This is a genomic window from Flavobacteriales bacterium (assembly GCA_021296215.1).
Taxonomy (GTDB): Bacteria; Bacteroidota; Bacteroidia; order Flavobacteriales; family ECT2AJA-044; genus ECT2AJA-044.
The window spans coordinates 1-15305 of the sequence record JAGWBA010000058.1 but is presented as its reverse complement, the minus strand read 5'-3'; the positions used below and the strand labels follow the sequence as shown (position 1 = coordinate 15305).

The 15305-nt window shown below is 49.2% G+C and carries 12 protein-coding genes; 8 read left to right on the top strand and 4 right to left on the bottom strand.

Features of this window, described 5'->3' with window-relative positions:
• Window positions 1-85 precede the first annotated feature (85 nt).
• Complete coding sequence (locus J4F31_09400) at window positions 86-373, bottom strand: DUF721 domain-containing protein (GenBank protein MCE2496772.1); 288 nt, start codon at window positions 371-373, stop codon at window positions 86-88.
• Complete coding sequence (locus J4F31_09395) at window positions 370-1467, bottom strand: DNA replication/repair protein RecF (protein MCE2496771.1); 1098 nt, start codon at window positions 1465-1467, stop codon at window positions 370-372. The genes J4F31_09400 and J4F31_09395 overlap by 4 nt, the downstream gene beginning before the upstream one ends.
• Window positions 1468-1557: 90 nt before the next feature.
• On the opposite strand from J4F31_09395, the gene J4F31_09390 reads away from it, so the two are divergent.
• The 4 genes from J4F31_09390 to J4F31_09375 all read left to right on the top strand — a co-directional run bounded on the left by J4F31_09390 (window position 1558) and on the right by J4F31_09375 (window position 4380).
• The gene (locus J4F31_09390) at window positions 1558-2244 is read left to right on the top strand and encodes a tetratricopeptide repeat protein (protein ID MCE2496770.1); all 687 of its coding nucleotides are present in this window, start codon (window positions 1558-1560) and stop codon (window positions 2242-2244) included.
• A complete protein-coding gene (locus tag J4F31_09385) occupies window positions 2244-2735 on the top strand; it encodes a 6,7-dimethyl-8-ribityllumazine synthase (GenBank protein ID MCE2496769.1) in 492 nt (163 codons plus the stop codon). The genes J4F31_09390 and J4F31_09385 overlap by 1 nt, the downstream gene beginning before the upstream one ends.
• Before the next feature lie 43 nt (window positions 2736-2778).
• The gene (locus tag J4F31_09380) at window positions 2779-3645 is read left to right on the top strand and encodes a DUF2911 domain-containing protein (GenBank protein ID MCE2496768.1); all 867 of its coding nucleotides are present in this window, start codon (window positions 2779-2781) and stop codon (window positions 3643-3645) included.
• A 90-nt stretch (window positions 3646-3735) separates the two neighbouring features.
• A complete protein-coding gene (locus J4F31_09375; protein ID MCE2496767.1) occupies window positions 3736-4380 on the top strand; it encodes an NAAT family transporter in 645 nt (214 codons plus the stop codon).
• Here J4F31_09375 and J4F31_09370 read toward each other — a convergent pair.
• Together J4F31_09370 and J4F31_09365 are read right to left on the bottom strand one after the other, a co-directional pair.
• Window positions 4349-6046, bottom strand: a complete 1698-nt coding sequence (locus J4F31_09370) for a sodium:solute symporter (protein MCE2496766.1) — start codon at window positions 6044-6046, stop codon at window positions 4349-4351. The two genes, J4F31_09375 and J4F31_09370, sit on opposite strands and share 32 nt — an antisense overlap.
• A gap of 114 nt (window positions 6047-6160) precedes the next feature.
• Window positions 6161-8650, bottom strand: a complete 2490-nt coding sequence (locus J4F31_09365; GenBank protein ID MCE2496765.1) for a PIG-L family deacetylase — start codon at window positions 8648-8650, stop codon at window positions 6161-6163.
• Between the two features lie 216 nt (window positions 8651-8866).
• On the opposite strand from J4F31_09365, the gene J4F31_09360 reads away from it, so the two are divergent.
• The 4 genes from J4F31_09360 to J4F31_09345 are packed head-to-tail and all read left to right on the top strand — an operon-like array spanning window position 8867 to window position 15204.
• On the top strand, window positions 8867-9199 hold the full coding sequence (locus J4F31_09360) for a hypothetical protein (GenBank protein ID MCE2496764.1): 333 nt from the start codon (window positions 8867-8869) through the stop codon (window positions 9197-9199).
• Complete coding sequence (locus J4F31_09355) at window positions 9196-9570, top strand: hypothetical protein (protein MCE2496763.1); 375 nt, start codon at window positions 9196-9198, stop codon at window positions 9568-9570. The genes J4F31_09360 and J4F31_09355 overlap by 4 nt, the downstream gene beginning before the upstream one ends.
• A 48-nt stretch (window positions 9571-9618) precedes the next feature.
• Entirely contained in the window at window positions 9619-10209 is a 591-nt protein-coding gene (locus J4F31_09350; protein ID MCE2496762.1) for a hypothetical protein, read from the top strand.
• A gap of 60 nt (window positions 10210-10269) precedes the next feature.
• Entirely contained in the window at window positions 10270-15204 is a 4935-nt protein-coding gene (locus J4F31_09345) for a S8 family serine peptidase (protein ID MCE2496761.1), read from the top strand.
• The last annotated feature ends 101 nt before the right edge of the window (window positions 15205-15305 follow it).

The following is a 15305-nucleotide window of genomic DNA, read 5'->3' as shown; positions in this document are numbered from 1 at the left end:
ATAATCATAAACAAACTAAACAGCAAGCAATCAGATACTTAAATACAAAAAAAAACAGCCCCGGTATTGAGACGGCTTCTTTTTTTTATTTGAATACGATCTCGTTGACGAGTGGTTTTTCGAGTTTTTGATTGATGCGATCGATCAAGGTAGTCCTGTGGTAGAGAAGCTCGTGACGCATCACGTCATCGTCGAGCCGAACGATCATCTTTCGCTCCATCATGAACACTTCTGAAATGTGTTCTTTGAAGATCGGCGGCACTTCCTGATACCATGCGTCGATGGCCTGGGCCTGCAGTAGCTTCAACTCCATACCGTACTCACGGGTCATGAGTTTCAATATTTCCCCGATCGATTTTTCTTGGCTTCTCATTTGACCTCTCCTTTACATACGGTGTACATACGGTACGATTCGTTGAACTGTTTCACAAGGCTTTCCGTGCGCTCGAAATGAGTGTCCGAAAGGAATATTTGGCCGAATCTATGTTCTTCGACCATCCGAATGAGTGCTCCTACTCGTTGATCGTCCAGTTTATCAAAAATATCGTCGAGTAGCAATATCGGTGTAATTCCCGTCAACTCTTTCAGGAAGGTAAACTGCGCTAGTTTCAGCGCGATCAAGAATGTTTTTTGTTGACCTTGTGATCCCGTCCTTTTAATGGGATAACCCTGGAGGGTGAATTCGAGATCGTCTTTATGGGTTCCCTGAGTCGTATGTTGGCGGCGGCGATCGTCTTCTCGGCATTCGAATAAAACGAGCTGAAGCGATTGCTCTCCAAGCTTAGCCTGATATTCCACTCCTACCTCCTCGGCTCCACCGCTAATGTCGGAGTAGTATTTCTGAAATATGGGAATAAAGCGATCGAGGAATTCCTTCCGATCTTGATGAATCCTTTCGGCTAGAGGGTCGAGCTGCTCATCGTAGGTTTCGAGGGAAGTGGCGTCAAAAGACCGGTTCGCCGCAAAGTATTTCAATAAGCTATTCCGTTGTTGGAGAATGCGGTTGTATTGAAGTAGATCATCGAGATACCTCTTATTGCTTTGAGCGATGACCCCATCGATAAATTTCCTCCGGACATCGGAGCCTTCTAAAATGAGATCTCGATCCGAAGGACTGATGATGACGAGTGGAAACAGCCCTATGTGTTCCGAAATGCGATCGTACTTCTTTTTATTTCTGCGGACCGATTTCTTTTGTCCCTTCTTAACACCCAAGTAAAGATGCTCGGGTCGCTCTTGCCGCTGATACCACCCTTCGATCACGAAGAATTCGTCGCCGTGCCTTACATTTTGTGAATCGACCGGATTAAAATAACTCTTGCAAAAGCTGAGGTAGTAAATGGCGTCGAGAAGATTCGTTTTACCAGAGCCATTGGGGCCTACGAAGCAGTTTATCTGTGCATCGAGGGGCAGCCGGAGTTCCGGATAGTTCTTGAATTGTACGAGAGAGAGTTCCTTTAAATACATGAGGTGAGCAGAAGTGGCCTTCGGGCCGTAGGCCCAGTCGGTAATTTGTATAAAAAGAATTACTTTTGTGCCTCAAATTTAGAAAGATTCATGGCTAAGAAGAAGAAAAGTCAAGGAGACGAGCAGTTGAAAGCCGTTGAACAAGCACTATCGAAGACCGAGCAGTACATTGAGGAAAACCAGAACGTATTACTGATCGCCGTTGCGGCCATCGTGATCCTCATTGGTGGATATCAAGCGTACAAGTACTTGATCCAAATCCCAAAAGAGAACGAGGCTGCCTCTGAAATGGCATGGGCAGAGCGCGCTTTGGAGAGGAACGACGTGAATGGCGCAATAAATGGCGATGCTGCACACTTGGGTTTCTTGGACGTTGCCGACGACTACGGCAGCACCAAGGCGGGTAACTTGGCTAATTATTATGCAGGTGTAGCCTATATGCGCATGGGTGACTTCGTTTCTGCGATCGATTACCTCGAGGAATTCGACGGAGGCGATGAGATCCTAGCGGCAGTTCATTTAGGCGCGATCGGCGACTGTTTCGCTCAGATCGACCAACCTGAAGACGCTTTGGACTACTACATCAAAGCCGTGAATGCCCGTAGCAACGAGTTCACCACCCCGCTCTACCTGATGAAGGCAGCGCAAGCCGCAGAGTACATCGAGGACAACGATCAGGCGATCAAGTTGTACAAGAGAATCAAGAAAGAGTATCCGGAATCACGCGATGCACAGAATATCGATAAATACATCGCCGGCGTCGAAGCCAAGTTATAATGGCTACGGAGAATAAAAATTTATCGGGCCACGTATACGAATCAATTCCGAACGCCACCGGTTGGCGCTTCGGAATTGTCGTTTCTGAGTGGAACGAAGAGATCACGGAAGGGCTATATGAGGGTGCTCTTGAAGCTCTGTTAGAATGCGGAGTCTCAGAGTCCGATATCGAACGGATCGACGTACCGGGAAGCTATGAATTGGTTTTCGGAGCAAAGCTTTACGCACAGACCAAGAGACCCGATGCCATCATTTGCCTGGGCTCAGTGATCAGAGGTGAAACCGCCCACTTCGATTACGTTTGCTCAGCCGTAGCATTGGGAATCAAAGACTTGAACCTTCAACTCGACCTGCCTGTAATCTTCGGCGTATTGACCGACGACAATATTGAACAAAGTAGAGCGCGTTCAGGTGGCAAGCACGGGAACAAAGGAACAGAAGCTGGCGTTACAGCCGTTAAGATGGTCGCGCTGAAGCGTCGACTCTCCTGATTTATCTATTATCTTTAGGCCTCTCAAACAAAAAAACACTGCTATGAAAAAGTTGTTATTCGCCGCAGCCCTATGCGGATTCTTTATGTTCGATTCTGTTGCACAGGACCTCCCACAGCCGAGTCCGGCCGCCATGGTAAAGCAACGCATCGGTTTGACCGACTTCTCTGTTGAGTATTCTCGTCCGGGAGTAAAAGGTCGTGAAGTATTTGACTCTCTAGTTCCTTACGGTGAAGTTTGGCGGACAGGTGCCAATAAGGCTAACCAGTTCACTTCATCTACCAATTTCATGTTCGGAGATACCGAAGTAGAAGCCGGAACGTACAGTTTGTTTACCATTCCCGGTGAGAAGGAATGCGTGATCATCCTCAATTCGGAAACCGAACTATGGGGAACTGGGGAATACAACTCAGAAAACGACGTGGCTCGTTACACCGCTGAAGTACACAGAATCGATATAGAAGAAATGAAGACAGAGCGCATGGAGTTCTGGTTCAGCGACTTCGATGATGAAGGAAAAGGTGGCAAACTCAACATTATGTGGGACAACTACCATGTTGCCGCACCGCTTTCTGTTGAAGTGCACGAGCGCGCGTTAGAGAACATCAAAAATGCATTGGCTTCGGAGCCTACTTGGAGCACATATCGCAATGCTGCGAACTACTGCCTCAATAGTGGTCAAGACCTCAAGCAAGGAATTGAGTGGATCAATAAGTCTTTGGCAGAAGGTGGTGACGAAAGCTGGTACACCTACTGGGTTAAGGCGGAATTGTTACACGCGGACGGACAAAACAAAAGTGCCAAGATCGTAGGCAAGGAGGCGATCCGCAAAGGTGAAGAAAGCGCCAAGGCCGATGGCCGCGAGTTCACGTACGGAGCCGGGTTGATGGAAGAAATGAAGGCTTGGTAAACTACCCTTCCCGAACAAACAAAGCCGCTGTTCATTTTTGGGCAGCGGTTTTTTTATTTTAAACTTTGCACACGCTAAAGCCTATCCGCCATGTCTCAGGAGTGGAGCTTCTTTTTGGTCGTTTTCACTAGTTTCTTTACGGTGATCAACCCCTTAGGGGTTTTGCCCATCTTTTTGACCATGACCGATGGGTTGGACAATGTTGCACGGAGGAATACCGCGCAAAAAGCCATGATCGTATCCTTCATAACCATGGTGCTCTTTTCGCTTTCTGGTCAAGTATTATTCGAATTTTTCGGGATATCAGTTCACTCCTTCCGGATCGTAGGTGGGATCATCTTCTTCATGGTAGGTCAGGACATGTTGCAAGCCCGCTTACAAAGAACCAAAGTGCCCAGTAAAAAGGTCAAAGAATACGTAGGGGATATTTCGATTACACCGCTTGCCGTTCCAATGATCACGGGGCCAGGGGCCATTACGAATGCCATTGTTCTGAAAGAGCAAGCCGACTCGTACCTCGATATCATAGCATTTTACGGAGGTATTTTCGTCGTTTGTGTGATCACCTTAATGCTCTTGATCAGCGCCAATCAAATTTTGCGCGTATTGGGCGATACGGGAGCTAAGATGCTCATGCGTATCATGGGACTCATAGTGATGGTGATCGCCGTAGAGTTCTTTTTGAGCGGTTTGCGCCCGATCATCAAGGAGACTTTGATCGACCTACAGAGTTGAGCAAAATAGCGATAGTGATTACCGCTGCGCATCCGATGAAGTTATACCACAAGAACCCCACATCATTTCCGAAGTAGAAATAGGTGAAGATTACGCCAGTTTCTGCGATAACCGCAGCGATGAATACCGGGGTGGCTCTAATGAACTTAAAGAAGAATCCGACCAAGAATACCCCCAACACAGTTCCGTAGAACAGCGATCCCAAGATATTCACGGCTTCGATCAAGTTTTCGAACCGTTTGGTGTAAACGGCAAATAGAATCGCAAAAACTCCCCAGCCAATAGTCGACATTTTACTCACCATTAAATAATGGCGTTGACTGGCGTCGTTATTCACAAGGCACTTATAAAAATCGATAACCGTAGTGCTGGCCAAGGCGTTTAATTCGCTCGACGTAGAACTCATCGCGGCGGAGAAAATAACGGCAAAAAGGAGTCCGACCAAACCGGTTGGCAGGTAGGCCATAACCCAAGTGATGAACACATAGTCGTAATCCTTGGTCTCGAGGCTAGGGTCTGCGACGTTGACCTCGGCCTTGTATTCGATACGGACGCGTTCTAACTCCCCTTGAAGTCGATTGACACGTTCGCTCGCCAATTGAGCAGCGGCATCATCATCGGCCCGTAGGGCCAAAACCAGCTCTTCCTGAGCTTCGCGTTTTTGGTTCCAAATAAAGTCATACTCGAGGTTAAGCACTGCTAGATCGGGAGCTGAGGACGAGTGAATGACCTTGTCCTGCGCCGCCTTATTGAAGAAGATGGGTGGTTTTTCGAACTGGTAAAAGACGAAGATCATGACTCCAACGAAAAGGATGAAAAATTGCATGGGCACTTTGAGCAGTCCGTTGAACATGAGTCCCATGCGACTTTCTGTGAGGTCGCGTCCGCCCAGGTAACGTTGAACCTGACTTTGATCGGTGCCGAAGTAACTGAGGAACAGGAATACACCGCCGAAGATCCCCGACCAGATGGTGTATCGGTTATCGAGGCTTACCTCGGTGTTGATCACGTTCATGCGACCCATGAATCCGGCCACGTCCGTGGCTTCGGCTACTCCCATCCCATCCGGCAAGCTGTTGAGCAAGATGCCGAATGCGATGAACATGCCACCCATAATAATGGCCATCTGCCATTTTTGAGTGAGGCTAACGGCGCGCGTTCCGCCCGAAACGGTGTAAATAATCACGAGTATCCCGACGAACAGATTAGTAAAGGTGAGGTTCCAGCCGAGCATGGTCGACAATATGATCGCCGGCGCGTAGATGGTGATTCCGGCAGCCAATCCTCTTTGCACCAGGAACAAAAAAGCCGTGAAAAGGCGCGTTTTGAGATCGAACCGTGATTCGAGGTACTCGTAGGCGGTATAGACCTTTAGTTTGTAGTACAGAGGTAATACAAATGCCGATAAGATCACCATGGCAATAGGAAGTCCGATATAGAACTGAACGAACTCCATGCCCGATTCATAGGCCTTTCCGGGCGTACTCAAAAAGGTAATGGCCGACGCTTGAGTGGCCATGATAGATAGGCCAATAGTGGCCCAACGCATCTGATTATCGCCTTTGAGGTAGCTGTCGAGCCCGCTCTGTCGGCGCGTTTTCCAGGTTCCGTAACCAACAATGGTGAGCAGCGTGCCGAACAGCACGATCCAATCGAGGGTTTGCATCAGCTATACGATAAAGTGATCCACAGGTACAGTATTACCTGTACTACCATGACCGAAAGCACAAAAACGTACATGCGCGGCCAAGTCTTGAATCCGGGAGGTTTATTCGAAGGCTCAGTCATGTTGGCCGGGTTCATAGCTGACGATATTCGCTAGTAATCGGAAGGCACCCGGTACTCCGGCCGGAATCTCCCGAAAGAATGATATCCCGGTATAGATAAATGCTCCACGGCCGTAGTCGGCCGCGATCAGCACCCCATCCTTATCGGACTCGCCCTCATCGGCCCAGCGTAGCAAGGGGGTATATTCCGCGCTCCAGTTCACCGGGTAATACAAACCGCGCTCTTGCACCCACCCCTCGAAATCGGCCTGAGTGATCTTGTTCGGCGTGGTCATGATGGGATGCTCGGGAGCCAGGAACGTCACATCGCTGTATTCGTCCGTAACGCGATCGCGGCTCAACTCGAAGGTATATGGACCCATATCGGCCGGATCCACACCGCGGTTGGTATTGTACTGTACGATGTAGTTCCCACCCTGCTCCACGTACGCCATAAGCAGGTCCTTTTGATACTTGAGCCAATCCAGCGTGTTGTACGCCCTTATACCGGCGATGATCGCCTGATATTCGGATAGATCCACCGTAGAAATATTCTCCTCATCGAGCAGTAGCACTTCGTAGCCCAGCTGTTGCAATCCGGCCGGAACATCGTCGCCCGCCCCCATGATATACCCAATCTTGTCGCCCACGACGTCAACGGCAATGTGCACGGCCTTTACATCGTTCCGAGGCAACACGGTTTGAATCTCGATATGCTCGTGATCGATCTGACTGAATCCGAGATCCAAGGTGTCGCCATCGACATATACCAACGCACTGAAAGCCGATTCAGACGCCTCTTCACTCGGGGTGATTTCGAATTTTAACCTCTTTTCTGTGCCTGCGGCACGAAGGGTAACATCCGCCCGCTGAGGGCGCACCTCCCACCCCTTTGGAATACAAGGTTCCACTACGGCAGTGCGATCGGTATTGCTGTGGTTCTTGACCAAGATTTCGACCGATCGCGGTGAATTGCTGGTGAAGATGTAGTTGTCCTTGGTAAAGGTGGCCGTAATGGGCGGCAAAACGTTCACGGGCCTATACAACTCGCCACGCACCCGGTCGGTCCACTTGTACTCTACGGGCAATGAAACGGCGATCTCCTCCCCTTCGACATTGAAATAGAACCACACAGACAAAGCTGCCGGTGTTTCAGGCTTGCCGATCATATGCGGGTCTTCGACGCTGAATACGCCGCGATAAGGTTTTCGAAGCCAATAGGGATCCGAATAGTTTTCCGGAGCAGTAAGAGTGAGTTCCTCTTCGAACAAGATGTTGTTCGGCATCGGCTGCAGGTCATTGTCGGTACCGGCATCCACCCGAACCGATATCATGGCATCGGACCGCATGATGGCACGTGCGGTAACTTTAACTTCTTCACCCGAACTTACGCTGTAAGTATCGGCCGTAGCTTCAGCAAAGATCCCCGAACAAGCGAGAATGAGGCGGTCGAGCTCCTTCATCTTAAAGGCCATGTCCGCGTACTCGACCTTTGAATTGCTCAACATTTCCTTCAGACGAATGAGATCGGGCAACATGCGTTGCGGATTCACGGGGTCGAATTCGTTCTTTAGCTCGCGCCAAGCAAAATCTATGGCACTTCCGTGCTTTAGGTCGTCCCAGAAACGCGGAATATTCTGAAAAAGATCGCCATTGGTGACCATATCACCTTTCATATACTCGAGGTACTCGAGCTGTTCTCCTCTGCCCTTACTTGCACCGAATCCTTGACTCTTGTGCATGGAACGACTTTCAGCGGCGATCTCCGAATAGCTCTGACCCATTAACGGACTGTACGTACCGACGTCTACGGTGATCAACTTCTCGTCTCCGGCAGCGATGCGCTCAGGAATATCAGTAAACCACCAAGGGCTGGTGTTCCAATAGAGTCTCATGACTTGATGTGCCGGCAGGTCACCGAGTTCATCTTTCATGAAGTCCGGGTCAGCCGCGGCGTCCATGGCCTCTTCGGCGATCATGGCCGAAGCAGTATGGTGCCCGTGTCCGGCGCGCTCGTTGGGTGGAAATCGAGTAATAATGATGTCGGGCTTGAACTGCCGGATCACCCGAACGGCATCGGCGAGCACCTTTTCTTTATCCCATATTTCGAAGGTTTCTTCCGGGTTCTTGGAGTATCCGAAGTCCACAGCACGGGAGAAAAACTGCTCGCCACGATCGATCTTACGCGCTTCGAGTAGTTCTTGCGTTCTGATAAGCCCCAGTTCTGCCCCCTTTTCGGTTCCTATGAGGTTTTGTCCTCCATCGCCTCGCGTGAGCGATAAATAAGCCGTTCTGGCATGTGCTCCATTATCGAGGTAGGCGATCAGTCGCGTGTTTTCATCGTCGGGGTGAGCGGCCAAATAAAGGACGCTTCCGAGGTGTCCGAATTTCTCGAGTGCCAGGCGTATCTCACTGGAGTTCATGTCGGCCCGAAGCCCTTGAGCATGGCCAATGTCGCTGAGTAGACCAACAAGGAATAAAAAACAAAGGATCTTGGTTCGCATAGATTTTGGGTGTTTCACTTTGGGAAAGCCTAAATTAGAGAAATTGTTGCGCTCATGAAGAAGATCGGCATTCTATTGGTTCTGGCCCTCGCGGGCCGATTTGCAACGGCGCAGCCCGGAAGTCCCTGCGACACTGAAGGTCACCGCTAATCCCATTTTTGGATAGGCGATTGGTCGGTATTCGACACTACGGGTAAGCAAATCGGTGAAAACAAGGTGGATCTTATTCTCGGCGAGTGCGAATTGGCTGAAAACTGGACATCGGCCACCGGAAATAGGGGAAAGAGCTACAATTCCTATGATCCGGCCTCAAACACCTGGTATCAAACCCGGGTCGACGAACAAGGATCTACCATTCATTTTGAAGGTCACTGGGTACGCGATAAACTGGTCTTCAGAGCCGAACAAGCCGATTCGGTCGGAACGATCATCTACCGCTTGACCTTCACCCATCAGCCCGATGGATCCATGATACAGAACCGGGAGGCTACACGTGACCTGGAAAACCGGACCACCTTATTTAAAGGGATCTACCGTCGAAAGCCATGAAGTGGGTTCTGTTGTTTACGCTGGTCGCGCATCTGGCCGTAGGCCAAGCTCCACATCAAACAAAGCTAAAGAAGATTCACGGTATTAGTTTCGTAGCGAGTCGCGATGTACCGCATTCCGACACGATCAAGTCGGTTGAGGTAACGTATGCTAACTGGCTGTGTTTTATGCCTTTTGGATTTGCTCGTCCCAACGATCCGGAGGTGCACTTCAACAGCTCCAGGCAATGGTATGGCGAAACGGTTGAGGGCATTGCGGCGTGTACCCGAAAGGCTCGGGAACTCGGATATTCGGTAGCGATAAAGCCGCAGCTTTGGTTATTGGGAGGTCAGTTCACTGGCCATTGGGCCTTTTCGAGCGAGGCCGACTAGGAGGTTGCCGAAGATAGTTATCGCGATTACATACTTGCCTTTGCCGAGGTGGCACAGCGCGAAGGGGCCGAAATGCTGATCATCGGTACGGAGCTCGATTCGTTTGCCACCGCTCGGCTCGAATTTTGGTTCGGATTGATCAAAGATGTTCGAGCACTTTATTCTGGACAACTGACCTATGCCGCTAACCGGGACGCTTATGCGGGAATACCCTATTGGGAGGAGCTCGATTACATTGGTATTGACGCGTACTTCCCGGTTTCCAATATCGAAACACCTACTGCTGAAGAAGTTAGGGTTTCAAGGGAAGAACAATATCGACCGCTGCATCGTTTTTCTCGTGTCCATAACCTCAAGATTTTGTTTACGGAGTACGGATATCGCTCGGTAGTAGGTGGGCTCGTGAAGCCGTGGGATTCGCACAGCGGAGAGGATTACGATATAGCGACGCAATGCAACGGCTATATCGGATTGTACAACGCTGTTTGGCAGCAAGATTCATTTGCGGGCGGATTTCTGTGGAAGTGGTTCGATAGGCCAGAGAGTGTTGGAGGCCATGGACATACGAGCTACACGCCGCAAAACAAACCCTCTTTGGAGGTCATACGTGACTATTTTACTGATGCTATTGAACCTTAATTAAACGATCTAGGTCTTATCGTAGGCCTCCACTTACGTTAACTACTACTAAAAATTGCTATGAAACTAACCCGAATCGCAGCGCTTCTCCTTTTCGTTTTGTCGGTAGGCTCGGCCTCAGCACAAAACCGTTCTGCGCAGCAACTACACCTTAAAACAGGGGTTTACGATTGTCCAGCTAACCTGGAGTCTTTTATTCAAAGCCCTTATCAAACCGATGAATTGAGAAATGGTGTCTACTACCGTATTCTTCAATTCAACGATCTTCCTACCTCTTCGGAACGAGCGGAAATGGAAGCAGCCGGAATCGTGCTGAACTCCTACCTACCTCAAAATGCGTTTCAAGCGCGCATTTCTTCCGATGCGGCTATAATCAATTTAGATCGATGGGGCGTTCGAAGCGTCATGATCATTGAGCCAGCCTTCAAAATGACGACGAGCTTGGCCAATCGTGATTTTCCCGAGCACGCCTTAAATGGAGACAATGACATCCTACTCAGTGTCATTTATCAAAATGACCTTACAGCGGATCAGGCCTTAGACGTATTTCGCTCCGCAGGAGCAGACATTATAGGTCGCTTTTCTAAACGCAATCAAATAGAGCTTTCTGTACCCATTGCAGATATTGAAGCTATTGCCGCTCTACCCGAGGTGTACTTTATGGAGGCCATTGACCCTACCCCTGTTCCTGAGAACGATCGCGGCCGCACCAACCACCGTGTCAACTACAATCAAAATGGATCCGTACAGTACGGCGGTTTTGATGGCTCGGGTGTTGTTGTAGCTATGGGAGATGACGGGGTTATTGGCCCACACATCGATTACGAAGGGCGCGTTGACCAGCGTTATGTGGATGCAAGTTCAGGGAATCACGGAGATCGCTGCGCTGGTATCATCTTCGGTTCCGGAAACTACGATCCAGACGGTCGAGGAAATGCACCGGGCGCCTACTTGTTCGCTTATGAGCCTTTTGACAATGTCGATAGCTCGGATTCTCACTACGATGTACACCAAGTCCGCATCACCTCTACCTCCTACGGTAATGGTTGTAATGCCGGATATACCTCATACGCGAGTTTTGCTGATGAGACCATTTACGACAACCCAGGTCTGATGCACGTTTTCAGTGCAGGAAACAGCGGAACTTCGAATTGTAATTATGGCGCTGGTGCTGGTTGGGGAAATATTACCGGTGGTATCAAGGTGGGTAAGAACACCTTGGCCGTGGGTAATGTCCAGTTCAACGATGCACTAGCCAACAGCAGTAGTCGTGGTCCTGCGGACGACGGCCGTATCAAGCCAGATGTTTGCGCTGTGGGGACCAGTGTCTATTCAACAGTAGATGTGAATAGCTATGCTAGTTCTACAGGAACTTCGATGGCTTGCCCAGGCGTTGCAGGTTCATTGGCCACGATGTACCAGGCCTTCAAAGAAACCAACGGTGGAACCGAGCCTACTTCGGCCTTGATGAAAGGAATTCTGATGAATTCAGCAGAGGACTTAGGGAATCCAGGTCCGGATTTCCGATATGGCTATGGTCGTGTAAACGCTCGTCGAGCGCAAAAGACCATTCTAGAAGGGAATTTCTTTCAAGACTCCATTTCTACGGCTGAACTCGATAGTTTCAATATCACCTTGCCCGGAAGTGTTGGGGAAGTGAAAATCTTGCTTTACTGGAATGATGTAGAAGGCTCTCCTTTTGCATCGACACCATTGGTGAATGACTTGAAGTTGGTCGTGAAAGATCCCTCAGGAGCTTCTTGGGATCCTTGGGTGTTGGATCACACACCTAATGCTACGAACCTCAATGCAAACGCAACACGAGGAGTAGACAATATGAATAACGTGGAGCAGGTGACCTTGGACTTCCCTGCTGCCGGAACGTATACCATTGAAGTGTCTGGGGCGTCCATTCCCAATGGACCACAGCCCTATGTCGTGGTCTTTGAATATGCCATTGATGACGAAATCATCCTCACCTTCCCGAATGGAGGTGCTGCGCTAGAGCCCGCAACAACCGAAGTGATTCGTTGGGATGCACTCAGCAACGGTAACAGCTTTACTCTTGATTACAGCGATGATAATGGTACCACTTGGAACACAATTGGAACCGCTGGTGCAACTGCCCGCTTCCGCAACTGGAGCGTACCTGGCACTTTGGCCAGTGATGAAGTTCTGGTTCGTGTGAGCCGCGGCCCGGTGAGTGATGAGAGCGACAGTGTAAACACCGCTCTGCGCCGTGTGGGTGGATTCCAAGTTCAGTCTATTTGCCCAGATTCGATTGCCTTCTCTTGGAATGCGGTCACCGGTGCAACGAGCTATGAAATTATGCGTATGGACACCGCTTATATGCAAGTAGTGGGTACATCGACAACAACTTCTGGAGCCGTCTTGCAACACGATCCTTCTGTGGATTACTACTACACCATTCGAGCTGTTGGACCGAACGGAGGCCTTGGGGAGCGTCGTGATGCTTTCTTCGTTGCTGCTGGATTGTCAAACTGTTCCTTGAACGACGATATCTTCTTGGAAGTATTGACACCTTTCAATGGACCGCAGCCCGGCTGTGCAGGAGGTGGTTCTTCGGACGTTGTGGTTCGACTCACCAATCAAGGAACGAACGATGTGCACGGATTCAGCGCAAGCTACGTGCACGACGGAGGAACTCCCGTATCTCAATCGTGGACTGACACACTTCTGTCCGGAAGTTCCATGGAATTTACCTTTACTCAATCGTTCACGCCAAATATGACAGGAACGAACAGTTTGGATGTCTACCACAGCATTCTTTCGGATCAAAACAAATACAACGATACAGCGAAAGTAAGCTTCTACTTGCTCACTGGCGGAACAGTATCCATGACACCGTGGATGGACAATCTGGAGTCCTTTACTGCGTGCAATACGAGCAGTGATTGTGGCGCAACGGTATGTCCTCTTCCCGGTGGATGGCTCAATCTGGATAATGGGGTGGACGATGATATTGACTGGCGGACAAATTTCGGAGGTACGCCTTCGAATAATACCGGACCCAGTCAGGACTACAATCCCGGCACATCAAATGGTAAGTACGTATATCTCGAAGCATCTAACGGATGTACCGGCCAAGAAGCCATCATGTACTCTCCATGTGTGGCTCTTCCGTCATCAGGTTCTTTTGAGTTAACCTATCGATACCACATGAATGGTACAGCGGTAGGAGACTTACACACGGATCTTATTGTCAATGGACGTTTGATTGAGGATGTTCTTCCTGTGCTCTCTGGTGACCAAGGTTCGGCTTGGAACTTGGCAAGCTTGAGCTTGGCTCCATACTTAGGAGATACGGTTGTTGTGAGACTACGAGGAATTACGGGACCAGACTGGTCTTCGGATATCGCCTTGGACGATTTTAAAATCGAAGCTCCTTCAAGTGCTCCATCTGCTGGTTTTGACGCAAGTACCTTTGAAGGATGCCCAGGACAAGTGGTTGACTTTATAAACACCTCTACAGGTGCGCCAACTGTATTCGCTTGGTACGTTAGCCCGGCAACTGGGTGGTCTTATGTCAATGGTACAAGTGCGACGTCAACGAATGTTAGTATTCAGTTTACCGCAGCTGGATCATATACAGTGGGTATGACCGCCGATAATGGTGTGGGCGTTGATTCTGTAGGAATTGCACAGCCTGTTTTCATTGGAAGCACCTTACTCCCCTTCTTTGAAGATTTTGAGCAAGCTTCAGGATTTGACCGCTTCCGGATTACAAATCCCGATGGAGATCTTACGTGGGAGCGCAGATCGGCTTCTGGAAATGGAGGAAACTGGGCTGCAGGAGTGAATAACTTCAACTACTCCTCTGCACAAACTTCTGAGGTGGAAGACTGGTTGACGACACCTACTCTTGACTTTACCGGAGCCGTTAATCCGCATTTGACTTTTGATCATGCGTATGCAGGATATAGCGTTAGTTTATATGATAGCTTGGCTATTTTTATTTCCACGGATTGCGGGTCTACATGGAGTCGCATCGCTAGCTACGACGGTGCTCCTGGTGGCAACTTGGAGACCATTGGATCTCAGACTACACCTTTTACTCCCATTGTACAGAGCGATTGGTGTGTTCAAGGATCCACTTGCACGGATATAGATCTTAGTGCTTACGATGGCTTTACTGATGTACAAATTCGCTTTATCGCAAAAAGTGGATATGGCAACAACCTGTACATCGATAACATCAATATTGTTCAGCCTCTCCCGGCAGCCAATATCACTTCTAGCTCCAATGACGTTTGTACCGGCGATGTAGTGACCTATTCGGACGGATCGGGAGGTGCATTCCAAAACTACAACTGGGATTTTGGAAGTGGTGCTACTCCGGCAACAGCTACCGGTCCAGGGCCTCACAGTGTTACGTATTCAACCGGAGGATCGAAAAATGTCGTTCTTTTGGCAGATAATGGAGGTGCCTCGGCCAATGCGAACGTATCCGTTCAAGTGACGGCACCAGAAACCGCACAATTCAACGTAGCTAATCCTTCGGTAGGAATCGCCACTTTTACCCCTCAAGCGAATCAAGCGAATGTTGATTCCGTCATGTGGGATTTCGGCGATGGATCTACGTCTACCGTTTTCGCTCCTTCACATACGTATAATGACAATGGCTCATATACGGTCGGACTTACAGTATACAGCGAGTGCGGGTTGGAATATGTATCGACCAGCGTATTGATACAGGGTATCGGATTAAATGAGTTGTCTGACGAGCAATTCAGCTTGTATCCACAACCCACCTCAAATGCGATAAATTTGAAGTACACTGGTGATGCCCTTCAAGGAGTCGCTCTAGTTCGATTGATTGACGCAGCAGGGCGAATTGTTCTTGAACAAGCCATTTCTGTATCTGATTTGAAAACAGGAAAATCCTGGGATATAAGTTCTTTGGCGAGTGGGGCTTATTACGTGCAAGTTCAAGGTGATGAGGAATTCTGGCAGACCCCGATGATCAAGCAATAAGACCGATTTCATATACTGTAATAAAAAGCTCCGCCATTGGTGGGGCTTTTATATTTATAGAGGATTAGAAAGAGGTCATAAGAGTTGTTGATATTCGAGAC

What these genes read in the sequence shown, in the direction of transcription:
- J4F31_09390 (MCE2496770.1), top strand. Translation starts at nt 1,558, where the DNA reads ATGGCTAAGAAGAAGAAAAGTCAAGGAGACGAGCAGTTGAAAGCCGTT.
- J4F31_09370 (MCE2496766.1), bottom strand. Translation starts at nt 6,046, where the DNA reads ATGCAAACCCTCGATTGGATCGTGCTGTTCGGCACGCTGCTCACCATT.
- J4F31_09385 (MCE2496769.1), top strand. Translation starts at nt 2,244, where the DNA reads ATGGCTACGGAGAATAAAAATTTATCGGGCCACGTATACGAATCAATT.
- J4F31_09395 (MCE2496771.1), bottom strand. Translation starts at nt 1,467, where the DNA reads ATGTATTTAAAGGAACTCTCTCTCGTACAATTCAAGAACTATCCGGAA.
- J4F31_09355 (MCE2496763.1), top strand. Translation starts at nt 9,196, where the DNA reads ATGAAGTGGGTTCTGTTGTTTACGCTGGTCGCGCATCTGGCCGTAGGC.
- J4F31_09375 (MCE2496767.1), top strand. Translation starts at nt 3,736, where the DNA reads ATGTCTCAGGAGTGGAGCTTCTTTTTGGTCGTTTTCACTAGTTTCTTT.
- J4F31_09380 (MCE2496768.1), top strand. Translation starts at nt 2,779, where the DNA reads ATGAAAAAGTTGTTATTCGCCGCAGCCCTATGCGGATTCTTTATGTTC.
- J4F31_09345 (MCE2496761.1), top strand. Translation starts at nt 10,270, where the DNA reads ATGAAACTAACCCGAATCGCAGCGCTTCTCCTTTTCGTTTTGTCGGTA.
- J4F31_09400 (MCE2496772.1), bottom strand. Translation starts at nt 373, where the DNA reads ATGAGAAGCCAAGAAAAATCGATCGGGGAAATATTGAAACTCATGACC.
- J4F31_09365 (MCE2496765.1), bottom strand. Translation starts at nt 8,650, where the DNA reads ATGCGAACCAAGATCCTTTGTTTTTTATTCCTTGTTGGTCTACTCAGC.